This is a genomic window from Alphaproteobacteria bacterium HT1-32 (genome assembly GCA_009649675.1).
GTDB lineage: Bacteria > Pseudomonadota > Alphaproteobacteria > Rhodospirillales > HT1-32 > HT1-32.
Genome location: WJPL01000002.1, coordinates 611,160 through 629,069, shown reverse-complemented (window position 1 = coordinate 629,069; position 17,910 = coordinate 611,160). Strand labels below are relative to the sequence as shown.

Below are 17,910 nucleotides of genomic sequence, written 5' to 3'. Positions count from 1 at the left end.
CTACCCCGCATCCGGCAGCGCGAGCACATCACCCGGCGGCAGGTCATAACCGTTCAGCAACTCTGACGGTGTCATCGCCCGCTTTCCCTGACGCTGAACCAGTGTCGGACGGATAGCCCCATCCCCGCAGGCAATGGTCATCGCGTTATCCAGTATCGTGCCCGGATTACCCCTGCCGGACACAACGTCAGCCGCCAGCAACCTGATACGTTCTCCACCGCGCATGAAGAAGGCGCCGGGAACCGGGTTGAAGGCGCGGATTGCGCGCTCAACCTCAATTGCCGGCCTACGCCAGTCCAGTGCCGCCTCGCCCTTTGATATCTTTGCGGCGTAGGTCACCCCTTCCGATGGCTGAACAACCGGGGACAGGTCACCAGCATCTGCTGCCGTCAGTGTTTCGGTAATAAGCCGCCCCCCCATGACTGCCAGCGCATCATGCAGGTCACCGGCGGTCATCCCCGGGACAAGAGGAATTTCGCCACGTAGCAGCATCGGGCCGGTATCAAGTCCTTCATCCATCTGCATGATGGTGACACCTGACATCTTATCACCCGCCAGAATGGCCCGCTGAATAGGTGCTGCCCCGCGCCAGCGTGGCAACAGCGAAGCATGAATATTGAAGCAACCATGTCGGGGAGCCGCCAGAATACCTGCGGGCAGAATAAGGCCATAGGCCACCACAACGGCAGCATCCAGATCCAGGGCAGCAAAGGCCGCCTGCTCATCTTCCGGTTTGACCGAGACCGGTGTCCGGACCTCAATGCCTTTTTCCTCAGCGAACTGATGCACGGGTGATGGTCGCAGCGACTTGCCACGCCCGGCCCGTCTTGGCGGCTGGCTGTAGACACAGGCAATCTCATGCCCGGCTGCAATCAGCGCATCGAGGGCAAAGACGGAAAAGTCCGGTGTACCGAGAAAGGCGAGGCGCAAGGGCCGGGCTCCGTTGCTAGCCGCTCGCAGCCAGTTTGCGGGCTTTTGTGAGTTTACGCAGAATCACTTCGCGCTTTACCCGGGAGATATGATCGACAAACAGGATACCATCGAGATGGTCGATCTCATGCTGGATACAGACAGCGGTCAGACCATCGACCTCAATCTCCTGTGACGCGCCGTCATAATCGAGATAGCGCACGCGTACCCGGTCGGGCCGCTCCACATCTGAATAATATTCCGGAAGCGACAGGCAGCCTTCGTCATAAACCTTTGTTTCTTCCGATTCCCAGACGACTTCCGGGTTTGCCAGACGCATCGGCGCCGGATCCTCGTCACTGCTGGCTGTATCGATGACAATCACACGCTTTGTCACACCGACCTGCGGCGCGGCCAGACCAACACCCGGCGCGTCATACATCGTCTCCAGCATGTCATCCATCAGCTGACGGATATCATCGGTAACGGCATCGACAGGTTCACTGACGACTTTCAGGCGCGGATCAGGCGCGGTTATGATGGGCAAAAGGGCCATGGGTCTGCGTTTCAGTTGTGCGTAGCCGTTAGGTAGGCGACGGGCGTGGATGCGTCAAGGATTCGGCGGCTCTGTGCATCAAGTCAACCGGGGCGCAGAAAAGCCGTTCGCCCTCTGACATCAGGATCATTTCAAAAGTCCGGGCATCGCACTAACTCTGTCACCCCGCCCCATCATTTCGCACTTGCACAATTGAAGGCCAGCCTCTAGGCATGCCCCTGATTAGTTGGTGACAGGTACGTCTTATGGCGTTCATTTTTCGCATTAATCACATAATAACAAAGCCTTAATCTGCTGGCTGATCACCGCCTGGCATTTATCCGGCTTTCCGCACTGACCAGGGCAGAGAACCTCAAATGATTGTTTATTCCGCATTGCAGCGTAACTGGCTGTCAAATCCCCGCAACGATATTCTGGCCGGACTTGTTGTCGCACTTGCGCTGATCCCCGAAGCCATTGGCTTCTCGCTGATCGCCGGTGTCGACCCTCGTGTTGGTCTTTACGCATCATTTTCAATTGCCGTGATCACCTCGCTGGTTGGCGGGCGCCCCGGCATGGTATCTGCGGCAACCGCAGCCGTCGCTGTGCTGGTCGGCCCGCTGGTCCGCGATCATGGTGTTGAATATCTGTTCGCTGCCACCGTTCTCATGGGCTTCATCCAGATTGTCGCCGGCGCGCTACGCATTCACCTGCTGATGCAGTTTGTCTCCCGCTCGGTGATTACCGGATTCGTCAATGCACTGGCGATCCTGATCTTCATGGCCCAGTTGCCGGAACTCATCAATGTCGGTTGGGAAACCTATGCCATGGTCGCTGGTGGCCTTGCCATCATCTATCTGTTTCCGCTGCTGACCCGGATCGTCCCCTCACCGCTGGTTGCCATTGCCATACTGACATCACTCGCTATCTGGCTCGACCTGCCGGTCAACCGGGTGGGCGAAATGGGTGCGCTGCCAGACTCCCTGCCCTTTCTGGCATTGCCCAATATTCCGCTGACCTGGGAGACGCTGGAAATCATCGCGCCCTATTCTGTTGCCATGGCAGCCGTTGGCCTCATCGAATCCCTGCTGACGGCCCAGATTGTCGATGACATGACAGACACGCCCAGCCTGCGCCGCCGTGAAGCCTCTGGTCAGGGCATTGCCAACTTCATTACCGGCTTTCTTGGCGGAATGGGTGGTTGCGCCATGATCGGGCAATCCGTCATCAACGTGAAATCCGGTGGTCGCACGCGGCTTTCAACGATGGTTGCCGGTGTCGGTCTGCTGATCCTGATCGTCGCCGCCGGACCGCTTGTTGCACAGATTCCAATGCCGGCACTGGTTGCCGTCATGATCATGGTTTCCATCGGCACCTTCAGCTGGGGTTCAATCCGTGACCTCCGCAGCCACCCCTGGCAGTCCTCTGTCGTGATGCTGGCAACTGTCGTGGTTGTGGTTTGGACCCATGATCTGGCGCAGGGCGTCTTTGTGGGCGTGTTGCTCAGCGGTCTGTTCTTTGCGGGCAAGGTCCGTGGTCTGTTCAATGTCGGCTCCCAGCTCTCTGCTGATGAGCGGACACGGCACTACACCGTCACCGGCGAAGTGTTCTTCGCTTCTGTTGAGCGGTTCATCTCGTCGTTTGATTCAACTGAGGATATCGATCAGGTGACAATTGATGTCAGCCAGTCGCATTTCTGGGACATCACAGCCGTTGATGCGCTGGATAGGGTTGTTGCCCGTTTCCGCAAGAACGAGACCGATGTGGAACTGATTGGCGTCAGCGTCGCCAGTGCCGCAATGATCGACCAGTTCTCGGACAAAAAGCATCCTGCAATGGTTCCGGGCGGCATCTAACGCCCCTTCGACACAACCGAATATCCGTCATCCGGCCTGGCTATGCCAGTGCCGGAATGACGGAGGCAGAATGCACGTCGGTTAGCGTATCCGGGCTTTCCAGCTAAGTGTCGTCTCTCCCCCGGCAGGCACAGTGACATCCCATGCCAGACGGAAAGCATCGAGCTTCTCATATTCTGCGCTGCTGCTGAGAATTTCCCAATCCCCGTATAGCCGCTCTTCAATGCGGACGGTCACGGCGTCTTCCCGTGCATTGGCGACGACAATTTCATGTTCTGTCGTCGTCACCGTGCCGATTGAGTCTTTTCGCCGGTCATAGTCTGTCTGGCGACGGGTCGCCGTGACATCAAAAGCCTGACCGATATTCAACCGGACTTCCTGATTCTCCGGTGTCCGGGCAATGCTGTCTTCACCTATGAAAACCGGCGTGCCTGTACTGTCACGCTGGTAAAGACGCACCGTACCACCCGGCAAGGGCTCACCGAGGCCCGCTTTCGGATCATTCACGAAGTGGATTTCGATCGCCGCATTCAGCTGCTGTTCGCCGCTGCGACCGCCATAATAATGTTGTCCGCCACGGAACAGATAGGTCCGGCTCGACTGAACCGCTGCGGGCGAGAACAGGGCAATCTTCCGGCTTTCCCGCTGGCTCAGGGTAACCGGTGTCTTCAGACGATACAGATGGTAATCACCCAGCCCCTCACGCACCGGAGCACCACCGGCTGAGTCTGAGACAGCCATGGCCTCGCTACGCATCAGCATTGGCGCTGCTTTCGGCTGTCGGGTTGGCTGGCGGTTAACCTGTCCGGAAACCAGACTGATATTGGCATTCGTAAAGTCGATGTCCGTGCGGTTGGTCAGCGTGGCCCAGCTTTCCAGCCGCAGGGATGAGCCATCCGGTGCGATCTCCGCAACATAATCCGCCTGCCAGTCCAGATTGTCTGTCAGATAAGCAAGATCGAGCACCCGCTCGCCCGGTGTTTCAGTCTGGATATCAGCAACCATCGACGGGGCAGAACGCACGCCCGGCGGTAATGCATCAAAGGCAAGCCGTCCGGGTATGCCGGTCTCGATACGCCCGTCGATCTGCAACACCGGTCCGCCGGAAACCGACAACACTCTGGCGCGCCGAAGTGTTTCCACCCCGGTCTGCGGGTGCGTGGAAATGATCGTGACATCCTGACCGACAGAAGCCGCCAGCAGGCGGTCCGGTGTCAGGATATCGAAGTCAAACAGCTGTGCCGTCACCGTGGCGTTTTCAGCGCGCAGGATCGTACTGGCCTGATCCATGGAACGGCTGACATCGGTCAGCGCAATCCGGTTGTTGCCCTGAGCCAGGTCGACTTTTCGCTGATCCCGAACCATCGCGAACCCGCCGCCATAAATCACCAGCCCCAGTGAGGTACGGGCATCGGCACCGACAGCGCGTTCTTCTGCCGACTCAGCAATTGAAGGGAGGATGAGGCTCATCGCGAGAGCCGGAATAATCGCACGTAACATGGGGGAAATCCTTATCATTCAGCGGCAATTTGCGCGTGTTGGCAGAGCCGTGTAAAGCTTTTACGCATGAACATTTCAGACATACAGCCCGAACAATGGGGCATTATCGTGGCAGGTGGCGCGGTAGCGCTGATCATCCTGCTGCTGGCCATGATATTCATCGCATCAGGCCGAAGCCGCGACGATGTCACGTCCCTCCATGAGTCCGTCGACCGGCTGGCACAGGCTGCCGCAATCACGGAAGCCCGCATGGCCAATATCTCCGACATGCAGGCTGCGGGCCATGAACGCATGTCACAGCGGTTTCAGGAGCAGGAACGTGCACTGGCTGCAAAACTGGAAGAACAGTTGCACAAGCTGTCGCTCCGGGTCGGTGATACGCTGGAGAAAACCGGCACCAAGCAACAGGAAAGCATGGCCGATCTGCAACGCCGTCTCGCGGTCATTGATGTTGCACAGAAGAACATCACGGAACTCTCCAGTCAGGTTGTCGGGCTGCAGGATATCCTGTCGAACAAACAGAGCCGGGGCGCATTCGGCGAGACCCAGCTGAACGATCTGGTCAGCGCTGCCCTGCCCCCGTCGGCCTATGAGTTTCAGGTGACCCTGTCGAACCGAACCCGTGCCGATTGCATGCTGAAACTGCCAAATCCGCCGGGTTCAATCTGCATCGATTCGAAATTTCCGCTGGAAAGCTACAACAACATCCATTCCGTCCAGACAGAAGACGAACGCAAGGTCGCCCGTCGCGCCTTTGGGGCCGATGTACTGAAGCATGTGAAGGATATCGCCGAGAAATATATCCTGCCGGGTGAAACGGCAGAATCGGCGCTGATGTTTATTCCTTCTGAAGCCGTTTATGCGGAACTTTATGCCAATCATGAAGGTGTCGTCAGCCAGAGCCACCGGGCACGCGTCTGGATCGTCTCGCCGACAACACTTATGGCAACACTGAACACGGTCCGCGCCGTGCTGAAAGATGCGCAGATGCGCGATCAGGCCGGTCTGATCCAGAAAGAAGTGATCGCCCTGCTGGACGATGTCCGGCGTCTTGATGACCGGGTGGGTAAACTCGACCGTCATTTCGAGCAGTCACGCCGGGACGTTGAGGATATCCAGAAATCTACCCGCGGTATCTTCCGCCATGCCGAGCGCATCGAAGCCGTCGAAATGGGCGAAGAACCGGGTGCTGATGAACTGGAACCGCCAAAACCCGGTCAACTTGCAACCTCGCCGTCCAAAGGCAGCTGACCCCGCCACATATCATCCGGGATGACGGCTGTTTGCCCGTAAGATAGTCTGTCCGCATGCTGGTCCCTGCTGACAATTATCACGATGCCCGAAACCGGTTCCGGTGGCAGATACCGGCACGGTTCAATATGGGTGTTGCTGTATCAGACGCCCATGCAGACAGCGGGCGTGAGGCCCTGATCTTCGATGATGGTCATGGCACGGTCCGGCGTTACTCGTTCCAGGAGCTTTCCCGGCAATCCAGTCGCGCCGCCAACCTGCTGGTTGCCTTCGGCCTGCAACGGAACGACCGGGTAGGCATTCTGCTCAGCCAGTCACCGGAAGCCGCCATTGCACATATCGCCGCCTACAAGGCCGGCGCCATTGCGATGCCGCTGTTTGTCCTGTTTGGTCCGGATGCTCTGGAATACCGCCTGAAAGATTCCGGCACCCGCTTCCTGTTCACCGACAAGGCCGGGCTTGAAAAGCTGGCCGGCATCCGGAATAGCCTGCCCGATTTGCAGCAGATATTTGTCATTGATGCGGAAAAGGACGGCGATGGCGGAACCGCCTTCCTGCCAGCAATGGAACGGGCCAGTGACCGCTTTCAGCCCGTCGACACGGCAGCAGATGATCCCGCCCTGATCATTTACACATCCGGCACAACCGGCAATCCGAAGGGTGCCCTGCATGCCCACCGCACATTGCTGGGGCATCTGCCGGGAGTGGAATTTCCGCAGGATTTTTTCCCGCAATCCCGTGATCTGTTCTGGACCCCGGCAGACTGGGCCTGGATTGGCGGTCTTCTGGATGTGCTGTTGCCGTCGCTGTTTCATGGTGTCCCTGTACTGGCCCGGCGCATGGGAAAGTTTGACCCGGAAGAAGCCTTTGCCCTGCTGGCACAGCATAACGTCCGCAATGCCTTCCTGCCGCCGACAGCCCTGAAGCTGATGCGACAGGTGAAGGCACCGCAGAGCCGTCATGGCTATGCCATGCGCAGTATCGGGTCTGGTGGTGAGTCCCTTGGCGAAGAACTGCTGGACTGGGGGCGAGCCACATTCGGTCTCACGATCAACGAGTTTTACGGCCAGACGGAATGCAATCTGGTCGTCGGAAATTGTGCGACCCTGATGGAAGCCCGGCCCGGATCAATCGGGCGGGCCATCCCCGGCCATGACGTGGCGATTGTCGATGATCAGGGGCAGCCGTTACCGAATGGTACTCCCGGTCAGATTGCCGTGGCGCGTCCAGACCCGGTGATGTTTCTGAAATACTGGAACAGACCGGATGCAACAGCGGACAAGTTTATCGGAGACTGGCTGATTACCGGCGACACCGGGATCATGGATGAGGATGGCTATATCTGGTTTCAGGGGCGCGCCGACGATGTCATCACCTCATCCGGCTACCGCATTGGCCCGGCGGAGGTAGAAGACTGTCTGATGAAACATAAAGCCGTCGCCCTCGCCGCTGTTATTGGCGTGCCCGACCCGGACCGGACCGAAATCGTCAAGGCCTTCATCGTTCCCGCCGAAGGCACCCGGCCTTCAGACAATCTTGCCACAGAAATTCAGGCCTTCGTGAAATCAAGGCTGGCAGCGCATGAATATCCCCGGGCCATCGAGTTCGTTATCGAACTGCCGATGACCACAACGGGGAAAATCATGCGCCGTACATTACGGGACAGGGAAACAGGCGATCAGAAACGGTAAGACAGGCTGACAGAGCCGAAAATATCGTCATTGCTCTGTGTATCAAACTCCCGCGTCCGGTAGACTTGGGTATAGCTGAGCCGCCACTGGTCCCAGCTGACTGCGGCACCGATCTGCAAATCTCCGACCAGCGGATTTTTCTCAACGCTGTGGCTGCCACCAAAGGTGTTTCCGTCCAGAAAGATATTCCGGGCAATTGCGCGGCCTTCGATGCCGGCAAACAGGTACCAGCCAAAGCTGCCATCGCTGATAAAAAAGCTCGAACCGGGCAGGCTCGGGCGAATCCGTGGCGGTCCGTAATCTGCCGGCAGGTTTTTGCCGAAGCGCAGGGTCAGTCCAGCCGCACCGTAGGTGAAGACATTGCCCAGCGCCGCCCCGGCATGCGGTGTCGCATCAACACCATAGCCCGGCAGAAATGTCCCGAATTCGTAGAGCGACCGCCATTTGCGTTCGTAAAACAGTACCAGTCCCGGCTCATTATCGATCTGATTGTCCCAGCCGCTCGGATCCCGCGTATCAATAAGATCGTGGACGAATTCCTGTACCTGCGACCCCATCGCAGCCGGGCCGACGACGCCGATATCAAGTTGCAGGTTATCGAGAATATGGCCGTTATCAGACACAAGGCCGACGCTGCCATAGAGCCAGCCTGCATAAGGCCGGTCGTTGGGCTGAAGATTACGAACCGTGATATCGGTTGGTGTATAGAGGTTCTGCCCCAGACCGAACAGAACACGCAGCTTCCCGTCGCTTTCAAAGAAAGGGACATGGGACGCGGGTTCGGAAACCCATACCGGCACATCACCTTCTGCCGACAGCCAGGTTGCCCTGACACCATTGGTGTAATTTCGGTCGCTGTCACCGCCGAACAGATCATTCTCAATCTGGATTGAGAATGTACCACCTGTATTCTTTGTCTCGTCAGCCCAGACCGGTCCTGAAAAAATCAGACCGGCACAGAAGCCAACGGCAACGCTATTCGCGCGGATCAACCGCCTCAACAACAAACCCCTCATCAACGGGGTAACGCTGCTCAACGATACTCCGCGCCTCGTCGGCACTGCAGGCAAAAACGCCATGGCAGCGTCCGTCAGCCCACTGATCGTCAAAAATCTCATGGTGGCGATTATCCTTAACCAATTCACGAACGACCTGATTATATATGCGTACTTCAAACGCAGATTGCCCGTCATTGGTTTCAAAAATATGTTCGAGCGCCATGTCGCAGCTCCACTTCAGGTTTGCGCGACACGACCATCGCATCGCGATCCGTCTCAGAGCGTCACCTTGCCCAAGTTAAGATTCAGTTACAACAGGAAGTTACATTCGTGACTGCTGGACCTCTCGCCGGGCCTGCATCATCATCCCCGCAACAACGGCAGGAGCATCCAAATGGCTAAGACAGTTGACTACTATTTCTCACTCAGTTCCCCCTGGACCTATCTGGGCAGTCTCGAATTTGCCCGTCTCTGTGAGGACACCAGCACGACAGTCAACTTCCGGCCCAGCCACCTGAAGACCGTTTTCGCCGCAACCGGGGGGCTTCCCGTGCCGGAACGCGCACCAGAGCGCCAGGCCTATCGCCTTGTTGAACTGGAGCGCTGGGGTGCCTATCGACAGATGGACATCAACCTGCACCCGGCACACTGGCCGTTTGACGACACACTGGCCGTCGGAGCCATGCTTGCTGCAGAAAAGGCCGGGGCAGACCTTCATGCCCTTACCCATTCAATCATGCGTGCAGCCTGGGCCGAAGATCGTGACATGACCAACCCGGAGCATCTGGCGACGGTCCTTTCGGGACTCGGACTCGACAGCAAGGCGCTGCTGGCGGTTGCGGCCGATCAGTCTGCAACCCGCAAGGTGATCGACGCCAACACGGAAACCGCCATTGCGGCCGGTGTCTTCGGCGCGCCGTCCTATCTGTATGAGAATGAGTTATTCTGGGGTCAGGACCGGCTGGAATTCCTCGGGCGTGCCCTCGCCCGCTGACCGGTTACAGTCTGGCCAGCCGTTCCGTCAGTAAGTCATAGAATCCGTCTGCGTCGGCTTCCTGCATGACCATGGCATTGGCGGGCACACCGGTCCGCCCCCACCAGTCGACAACCGTTTGACCCATGGTCAGTTCGCTGGTGGTTTCGACCTGAACATTGCATTCCCGGCCTTGGAACAGGGCCGGATTGATCAGATAACCTATGACACAGGGGTCATGCAGCGGTGCCCCGGCAAGACCGCCATAGCGGTCCGGATCATTCCGGTCATAGAACCCCAGAATATTCCCTACTTCACGCCCGACATCACCGCCAATCGCCTTCAGGCGGTCAAGCCGGTCAGTTGTCGTGATGACCTTGTGGGTCACATTCAGTCCGAACATGGTAATCCGCGCACCGCAGCCAAAGACAACAGCCGCAGCATGGGGGTCAGCATAGATATTAAACTCCGCAACCGGGGTTACATTGCCATCCTGCCACGCCCCACCCATCAGCACGATCTCACGCAGGCGCCCCGCGATGTCCGGTGCCTGTATCATCGCCTGCGCGACATTCGTCATCGGGCCGGTAATCGCCAGTGTGATCTCTCCTTCCGGCCGGGATCGGATCGTCCGGACCAGATAATCGACCGCATGCATATCGCGCAGTTCCATCACCGGGTCAGGCAGACTGCATCCATCAAGTCCGGTTTCGCCGTGAACCTGTTCGGCTGTCGTCAGTTGCCGGATCATCGGACGCGGACAGCCGGCGAATACCGGCAGGTCCGGCCGCCGGGCAAGTTCACAGATTCTGCGGGCATTTCTGGCTGTCAGCGCCAGCGGCACATTGCCGGCCACTGTCGTAATCGCCAGCAGGTCAATTTCGTCTGGAGAGGCCAGAGCCAGCAGAATTGCGATGGCATCATCCTGCCCCGGATCACAATCCAGGATCACCCTGTGATCAGCTTCAGTCATAACCTTGCCCTGCCTATGGGGTCGCACGACAACGGGATTGCGGCCCATCTGTGCAGGCAGCAATCTGCGTCATCTGATAAAGGATATCCGCCCGTCGTCGACAGCGCGACTTACCGTGCCTTCAGCTTGGCAACAACGGCCTGCAGACCAGCGACCAGTTCTTCACCGGTTTTGCCTCCGTCGCCTTCCATGCGCTTGGCAATCACCAGCTTCATGGCATCAAAATGCAGTCGAACGATATGCAGGTCAGCCTTTGTCGGCGCACCCATCGCTTCAATGAAGCGGCAAAGCTGATTACCAATGTTGGTCATCATCTGATAGCCAAAACTGCCACCCTGACCTTTGATGTCATGTGAGATCGAGAATATTTTCTCAAAATGAGGTTCCAGCGGACCGGAGTCGGCCATTGCCGTGCTTATCGCCGCCTCAAGGTTTTTCAGGTCGGTCTGAACCCACTCAAGATAGCTGCCCTGCATTTCGGAAATAACCGATTCCGCACGCTCCAGCGCAGCCAGATCGATACCTTTTTCGCCCGGCGCAACCTGCACCTTGAGTTTGAGCGTATTCGGTGGAGTGATGAACTCCGCCTTCTTACCGCCCTTGTCATCAGCCATTTTTTTAACTCTATCCTGCTTCCCCGCAGACAAGGCAAAACTGCTCGTCCCGCCTCTTCATGACGAATTCCAACCATGTTTGCCAGAGGGACGCAACTATTTTGCCGCCCGTCGCAGCCTATGCGGGCATAACAATGCCCATCTTCGCCGATCCGGCACCAAAGCCGATCACAAATAGCCGAGAAATTGCCACCAGAGATAATCCAGCGGAATCAGAACGGTGATCGTTGTCGCTGCCAGCAGCAGATTCGGCATGATCACTTTCGACGCGGGCAGTCCGCCGATCTGCAAGGCAACGACCGTCGGTGGAGAGGTATAGGGCAACAGCATTGTTGAATAGCCAATGACCTGAATCATCAGCACCGTCGGCAGGGACAGACCACTGGCCGCCTGCAGCCCCTCCGCCAGCGGTGTCAGAACAGCAGGCGCACTGGTCACTGTCGTCACCAGTCCGGTGACCATCGACAGCAGGGTGATTGCGATGAAGTTCTTGATGTCAGCACCCAGTTCAAGGCCGATCAGATCAATAACCGCAGATCCGACCAGTCCCCCCACCCCGCTGTCGGCAGCAACCGCACCAAGACCAAGAACCGCGGCGACATAAACCAGCGAGGGATAATTTATCTTCGAACTGAAATCCGGAGCCGAGACCAGGTTTATCCCCGGCGTCGCACAGACAAGCCCGGCAGCCAGGGCCACCCAGGCAGGCGAGATATGATGCAGGACATCCGTCGCCCAGAAACCAAGTGCCAGTGCCAGAATGCCGCTCAATATCCATTCATCGCGGGACAGTGGACGCGACGTTTCTTCGGACTTTACCGGCCGCGCGACATCATTGAAAAACAACAGGGTTACAGCAATGATCAGCAGGGTTTTCAGCGCGCCGAGAACCGGGAAATGCAGCAGCAGATAAGGTGCGTAGGCGAAGGTGATGTCGTACTGAACCTCTGCCGCGCCAACCAGCACCATTGTCGGTACAGTCGCGGGCATGATAGCGGTTGCCGGCATGTAAGCTGCCAGCGCCGCAGCCGTGACCATTCCGTTGCGGCCGGCTGATCCCGGCTCGAATCCGAGCCGGTCAGCCAGCGCAAGAACCACCGGCATCATCAGCACAACCCGCCCCATGCTTGACGGCATCAGAAAGGCCAGTGCCAGCGCCCCAAGTACGACGCCTGTGATGATCGCCGGATAAGATGTCCCGAACAGGCCGAGCAATCCCCCGGCAATCCGCCCCCCAAGCCCGGTATTCTTGATGGCAACCCCGACAATCAGTCCACCAAACACCAGCCAGAAAGCCTGACTGGCAAAACCGGAGAAAACCACGTCCGGACCAGCAATCGACAACAGCATGGCGAACAGGAAAAAGCCGAGCGCGGTCAGATGTTCTGCAACAGCCCCGGTTGCCCAGAGGCCGATCGTGGCAATGATGAGACCAAGAGCCTGAAAAACTGCCGGATCAATCCCTGCCGGCGCCGGACCAATCACGCAGTAGGCGCCGAACACAAGACTCGCAATGCCGATCCATTGCGGCGAAGACATCGTTTTCAAAGCAGTCCGAGCTCCTTCAGTTCAGTCAGCAATTCCGTCGGCATCTCTGCAATATCGTCATGTGCTTTCATATCGATATCGGCAGGCGCTTCCTCTGGCTTCAGATATCTCCAGCCCTGGAAAGGCCGGTGCTTGCGGGGCATGACGCGAACAATTTCCGGGTCAATCACAATAGCGCAGCGTTTCACCCCCTCGTCATCAATCAGTTCTTCCAGATCAATGATCCGCTGCCGGGCCAGCATCACCCCTTTGATGATCCAGTAAATCGATCCGCCGTTCAGTACTTCATCGCGCCGTGCCGGGGTGCTGCGGGTTACGTGGCGCAACTTGCCGGTCTGTTGCAGACGAAAGGCCTGCCACTCGGCCATGCTTTCAACGCTTTCGCTGCCGACGCTGAGTTTACGCAAATGGATCGTCATTCGTCTTACCGCTTCTTCATCCAGAGACTGGTTTCAAACGCGCCATCGGGAAGTGGCAACCCGGCAACCGCACTGGCCCGCACATCCTTCAGCAATCTGGTCGTTGCGTAACGACTGGACCAGAGCGTCTCGAAGCCCCCGCCAATAATCAGCGGCAACACGGCCAGTTGCTCGTTATACCCCCGCCAGTCCCATTCTCCCGGATAATCGTCTGGCAAAAACATATCGTGGATATGGACGACAACCCCGCTCGGCAAGGCCGGAAGCACCCGGTTCAGCAACAGGTCCACATCACTGCCGGGTAACAGCAAATGGCTGGAATCAATGAAAAGGAAATCACCTGAGCGAAGCTGATCAAAGCGATTGCCGTCGCATTCCTGTATGGTCATGCGGCATGAATCAACCTCGGCCAGGCTTTTCACATCAGCCCTCGGAGCCGGATCAATCGAGGTGATCCGGGTTGCAAGCTCGCCATCACGAATGGCCCGCGCCAGAAATCGCGTTGAATGTCCGGAACCAACTTCGATGATCCGGTCTGGTTGCAGCCACCGCACGAAAGCATAGGCCACCGCACCATCCAGACGCGGAAACCAGTCCTGCTCCCATCTGGGCTCCGGCGGTTCAGCGCCGGAAAAGCCAGTGAAGATCTCCCGGAACTGTTCAAGCCCGGAAAGCGCCTCACGAAACTGGTCTTCCGACCGGCGCATGGCCGCTGTGACCGCCGGATAGGCTGTACGACTGCCCGGCGGGATAACCTGTTCGGCATACCGATAGGGCGTAAACAGCATCTCCCGACGAATGCCGAGCAGCGTTCTCAACCCGGTCATGAAAAGTCGTCTGGTCTGTCGCGGGATCATTCTGATCTGTTATCAGAGGGAAGCACCGGAGACCAGAAAGAGTATGATATCAGGACAGCAATGCCTCCTTAACGCCGTCACCGGCCTGACCGCCCAGTGCCAGATTTACCTTGCTTGAGGGTGCCCGGCCAAGCTCGGCAGAGATGAAACGCCCCGCTTCGATAACAGCGTTGAGATCAACTCCCGTTTCAATTCCCAGACCGGCCAGCATATAGAGCACATCCTCAGTCGCGACATTGCCGGAAGCTCCCTTTGCATAAGGACAGCCCCCCAGACCGGCAACAGAGGAGTCAACCGTCGCAATACCGCATTCCAGCACCGCATAAAGATTGGCCAGTGCCTGACCGTAAGTATCGTGAAAATGCGCGGCAAGTCTTCCTGTCGGTACGACGTCGGCAACGGTGCGGACCATTGTTGCCGCCCGCACGGGTGTACCCCGTCCGATCGTGTCGCCCAGCGACACTTCATAACAGCCCATATCGTAAAGACGCTTTGCAACTGTTGCCACGGCAGCGGGCTCAACCGGCCCCTCATAGGGACAATCAAGCACACAGGAGACATATCCCCGAACCCGGACATTCGCGGCTTTCGCAGCTTCCAGTACCGGCGCAAAACGATCCAGACTTTCTGCTATCGAACAGTTGATATTTTTCTGCGAAAAGCTTTCCGATGCCGCGCCGAATACCGCGACTTCGTCCGCTCCTGCCGCCAGCGCTGCTTCAAAACCTTTCATATTGGGGGTCAGCACAGGATAGGCTGTACCCGTACGACGTGCTATCCCGGCCATCACCTCGGCATTATCCGCCATCTGCGGAACCCATTTCGGCGAAACAAAAGCCGTCGCTTCAACAGCAGGCAGTCCAGCCGCAGCCAGCCGGTCAATCAGGGCTATCTTGACCTCTGTCGAGACATTCGTCTTCTCGTTCTGCAGACCATCGCGAGGGCCAACTTCGACGACGCGCACCTTTGAAGGCAGGCTCATGTTCCGTCCCCACCCGACAGGGCAAGAAGCACCGCCCCGTCTTCGACCTGATCGCCTGCCGCAAAGAAAATTTCATCCACGGTTCCGGCTTCCGGCGCGCGGATCGTATGTTCCATCTTCATCGCCTCCATCACCATCAGCGCATCACCGGCATTGACCCGATCACCAACTTCTACTTCCACGGCAATGACCTTGCCCGGCATAGGCGCCGTCAGCCCGCCGGTCAAAGCAGACGAGGCATCATCAGTCCGCGCCGGATCAACCAGCGTCAGGCGCTGTGCCACACCCCGGACAAACAGTGTCAGGGCGTCCTCTGTCGCAGCAATGCTGGCCCGTACCTGCCGGCCGTCGATCCGGGCAACCAGAACATCATTGCCCGCAAGTCTGCCTTCTGCCGCGACCAGACCGTTACCAGTATCAAAGGCATAGCCATCACGTCCCTGCACAACACTGACGGTCACTTCCTCACCGCCGAGATCAAACAGCAGATCGAAGTGATTGGCGTCATTCATTCGCCAGCCATTCGTCAGGTTCCAAGGTGATGCAGGATCATTTGAGGCGGCGGCCCGTCTTGCCGTGTTCAGCGCCTGCCGGGCCAGAACATATAACGACGCCAGCACCAGCATCTCGCCCCGGTCCGTATCCGGATTCGCAAACAGGTCAGCTTCGTAGCGCCCGATAAATCCGGTATCCAGGTCGGCATTCATGAAGGACGGATGCCCGGCAATGGCGCGCAGGAAATCCCGGTTGGTCTTCAGCCCCACCACTTCCGTTGCATCCAGCGCCTCACAGAGACGGCGAACAGCAGAAGGCCGGTCACGGTCCCAGACAATGACTTTCGAGATCATCGGATCGTAATGAACGCTGACCTCGTCCCCCTCCTCAACCCCGCCATCAATGCGGATATGGTCCGATGCCGGGGGATAACGAAGATGTTCCAGGCGACCGGTCGCCGGCAGGAAGCCGCCGGCAGGGTCTTCGGCATAGAGCCGCACTTCGATGGCATGCCCCTTTGGTGCCAGATCGGCCTGTCCGAAGGGCAGCATCTCGCCACTGGCGACACGCAGTTGCAGCTCGACCAGATCAAGGCCGGAGATCAGTTCCGTCACGGGATGCTCCACCTGCAACCGGGTGTTCATCTCCATGAAATAGAAGGAGCCATCCGTATCCAGCAGGAATTCCACCGTCCCCGCCCCGACATAGCCAATCGCCTTTGCCGCAGCGACCGCTGCCGCCCCGATTTCGTTCCGCAGGGCCTCGTCGACACCAGGGGCCGGGGCTTCTTCAACCACCTTCTGATGGCGCCGCTGAATCGAACAGTCCCGCTCAAAAATATGCACGCAGTTGCCGTTTCCATCAGCAAAGATCTGCACTTCAACATGGCGCGGACGTTCCAGCAGGCGTTCAACCAGCACCTTCTCGTCACCAAACGATGATTTCGCCTCGCGCTGCGCAGCAGCCAGTTCGGTCTCGACATCTTCCGCCCGGTCAACCCGGCGCATCCCCTTGCCACCGCCACCCGCTGTCGCCTTGATCAGCACCGGAAAGCCGATCTCCAGCACCGCCTTCGCCAGGGTCGCAATCGACTGGTCATCACCATGATATCCGGGAACCAGCGGCACACCGGCTTTTTCCATCAGGGCCTTGGCAGCAGACTTCGAGCCCATCGCGTCAATCGCACCCGCGGGCGGGCCGACAAAGACGATATCGTTCGCCGCACAGGCCCGGGCGAAGTCTGCATTTTCGGACAGAAAACCGTAGCCCGGATGGATCGCCTCTGCACCGGTCGCCTTTGCCGCCGCAATGACCCGGTCGATCACCAGATAGCTTTCCCCGGCCGCAGCAGGGCCAATCAGTACCGCCTCGTCTGCCTGCCGGACATGCATCGCATCCCTGTCAGCTTCGGAATAGACGGCGATGGTACGAAGGCCGAGGCGTTTTGCGGTGCGCATCACGCGACAGGCGATCTCTCCGCGATTGGCGATCAGGATTGATTTCAGCATCATTCTGTCTCCTGAACCCAGTCTGGTTTGCGTTTTTCCAGAAAGGCCGTCACGCCTTCCCGACCCTGAACGGATGCCCGGATATCGGCGATTCCGGCGGCGGTATGGGTCATCAGTTCTTCATCAACCGGCCTGCCCGTAACCGAGCGGATCAGAGGTTTGGAGGCGGACATGGCATCCGGGCTGTTCTTCAGCATCCGGCCAATCAGTTTCTCGCCAGCTTCCGACAGATCATCATGGGGCACCACCTCATGCACCAACCCGATCCGCTTTGCTTCTGCCGCGTCGAAGACATCGGCAGACAGGAAATAGCGCCGTGCTTCACGCTCCCCGATTGCCGCCACAACATAGGGCGAGATCGTTGCCGGGATCAGCCCCAGCTTGACCTCGGAAATCGCAAAGCTCGCCTGATCGCTGGCGAGGACAATGTCGCAGCAGGACACCAGTCCCACCGCCCCCGCATAGGCCGGACCGTTAATCAGTCCGATGACGGGGCGGGGAAATTCATTCAGCCGCCGCAGCAGCCGGGCCAGTTCCATGGCGTCGGCCAGGTTTTCATCCCGGCTGTAACCCGCCATCCGGCGCATCCAGTTCAGGTCTGCGCCTGCCGAGAAGGCCTTTCCCGCGCCGGTCAGCACCAGCAGGCGCAGATCTTCGCGGGCAGCAAGGTCATCCAACATAGCATTCAGTGTTGCAATCAGCCGGTCATCAAAGGCGTTGCGTACATCCGGACGGTTCAGTGTCAGCCGGGCGATGCCCTTGCTGACCTCAAGCAGAATGTTATCAGTCATGTCCTGCCCT

17 protein-coding genes are annotated in these 17,910 nt (G+C 58.2%); 4 read left to right on the top strand and 13 right to left on the bottom strand.

Going from position 1 to position 17,910, the window contains the following annotated elements; all coding sequences use genetic code 11:
- A complete protein-coding gene (locus GH722_14440) occupies positions 1-930 on the bottom strand; it encodes a methionyl-tRNA formyltransferase (GenBank protein MRG72964.1) in 930 nt (309 codons plus the stop codon).
- A 16-nt stretch (positions 931-946) separates the two neighbouring features.
- Positions 947-1,465, bottom strand: coding sequence for a peptide deformylase (locus GH722_14435; GenBank protein MRG72963.1), 519 nt, complete (start codon positions 1,463-1,465; stop codon positions 947-949).
- Positions 1,466-1,821: 356 nt separating this feature from the next.
- On the opposite strand from GH722_14435, the gene GH722_14430 reads away from it, so the two are divergent.
- Entirely contained in the window at positions 1,822-3,300 is a 1,479-nt protein-coding gene (locus tag GH722_14430) for an STAS domain-containing protein (GenBank protein MRG72962.1), read from the top strand.
- An 81-nt stretch (positions 3,301-3,381) separates the two neighbouring features.
- Here GH722_14430 and GH722_14425 read toward each other — a convergent pair whose 3' ends face one another.
- The gene (locus GH722_14425; GenBank protein ID MRG72961.1) at positions 3,382-4,818 is read right to left on the bottom strand and encodes a DUF4139 domain-containing protein; all 1,437 of its coding nucleotides are present in this window, start codon (positions 4,816-4,818) and stop codon (positions 3,382-3,384) included.
- 132 nt (positions 4,819-4,950) lie between these two features.
- Between GH722_14425 and rmuC the strand changes: the two genes are divergently transcribed.
- Positions 4,951-6,051 carry a DNA recombination protein RmuC gene (gene rmuC, locus GH722_14420; GenBank protein MRG72960.1) on the top strand — a complete coding sequence of 367 codons (1,101 nt, stop codon included), beginning with the start codon at positions 4,951-4,953 and terminating at the stop codon, positions 6,049-6,051.
- A gap of 56 nt (positions 6,052-6,107) precedes the next feature.
- Positions 6,108-7,742 (top strand): AMP-binding protein, encoded by a 1,635-nt coding sequence (locus tag GH722_14415; GenBank protein ID MRG72959.1) that lies wholly within the window; start codon positions 6,108-6,110, stop codon positions 7,740-7,742.
- On the opposite strand, the gene GH722_14410 is transcribed toward GH722_14415, so the two are convergent.
- Complete coding sequence (locus tag GH722_14410; GenBank protein MRG72958.1) at positions 7,730-8,758, bottom strand: DUF2219 family protein; 1,029 nt, start codon at positions 8,756-8,758, stop codon at positions 7,730-7,732. The two genes, GH722_14415 and GH722_14410, sit on opposite strands and share 13 nt — an antisense overlap.
- On the bottom strand, positions 8,718-8,963 hold the full coding sequence (locus tag GH722_14405; GenBank protein ID MRG72957.1) for a hypothetical protein: 246 nt from the start codon (positions 8,961-8,963) through the stop codon (positions 8,718-8,720). Before GH722_14405 ends, GH722_14410 begins: the two co-directional genes overlap by 41 nt.
- A 171-nt stretch (positions 8,964-9,134) precedes the next feature.
- Between GH722_14405 and GH722_14400 the strand changes: the two genes are divergently transcribed.
- On the top strand, positions 9,135-9,734 hold the full coding sequence (locus GH722_14400; GenBank protein MRG72956.1) for a 2-hydroxychromene-2-carboxylate isomerase: 600 nt from the start codon (positions 9,135-9,137) through the stop codon (positions 9,732-9,734).
- 4 nt (positions 9,735-9,738) lie between these two features.
- Here the strand turns inward: GH722_14400 and GH722_14395 are convergent, their stop codons facing one another.
- From GH722_14395 to GH722_14360, 8 genes are all read right to left on the bottom strand, one after another.
- A complete protein-coding gene (locus tag GH722_14395; protein ID MRG72955.1) occupies positions 9,739-10,686 on the bottom strand; it encodes a nucleoside hydrolase in 948 nt (315 codons plus the stop codon).
- Between the two features lie 110 nt (positions 10,687-10,796).
- Positions 10,797-11,300 carry a phosphorelay protein gene (locus GH722_14390; GenBank protein ID MRG72954.1) on the bottom strand — a complete coding sequence of 168 codons (504 nt, stop codon included), beginning with the start codon at positions 11,298-11,300 and terminating at the stop codon, positions 10,797-10,799.
- A gap of 168 nt (positions 11,301-11,468) precedes the next feature.
- Complete coding sequence (locus GH722_14385) at positions 11,469-12,848, bottom strand: SLC13 family permease (protein ID MRG72953.1); 1,380 nt, start codon at positions 12,846-12,848, stop codon at positions 11,469-11,471.
- Entirely contained in the window at positions 12,845-13,267 is a 423-nt protein-coding gene (locus GH722_14380; GenBank protein MRG72952.1) for a DUF1489 family protein, read from the bottom strand. Before GH722_14380 ends, GH722_14385 begins: the two co-directional genes overlap by 4 nt.
- A 5-nt stretch (positions 13,268-13,272) precedes the next feature.
- Positions 13,273-14,124, bottom strand: coding sequence for a class I SAM-dependent methyltransferase (locus GH722_14375; protein MRG72951.1), 852 nt, complete (start codon positions 14,122-14,124; stop codon positions 13,273-13,275).
- 49 nt (positions 14,125-14,173) lie between these two features.
- Positions 14,174-15,106: a hydroxymethylglutaryl-CoA lyase gene (locus tag GH722_14370; protein ID MRG72950.1), complete on the bottom strand. Its 933-nt coding sequence runs from the start codon at positions 15,104-15,106 to the stop codon at positions 14,174-14,176.
- Positions 15,103-17,109 (bottom strand): acetyl-CoA carboxylase biotin carboxylase subunit, encoded by a 2,007-nt coding sequence (locus GH722_14365; protein ID MRG72949.1) that lies wholly within the window; start codon positions 17,107-17,109, stop codon positions 15,103-15,105. Before GH722_14365 ends, GH722_14370 begins: the two co-directional genes overlap by 4 nt.
- Entirely contained in the window at positions 17,109-17,900 is a 792-nt protein-coding gene (locus GH722_14360; protein ID MRG72948.1) for a hypothetical protein, read from the bottom strand. Before GH722_14360 ends, GH722_14365 begins: the two co-directional genes overlap by 1 nt.
- Positions 17,901-17,910: the final 10 nt, after the last annotated feature.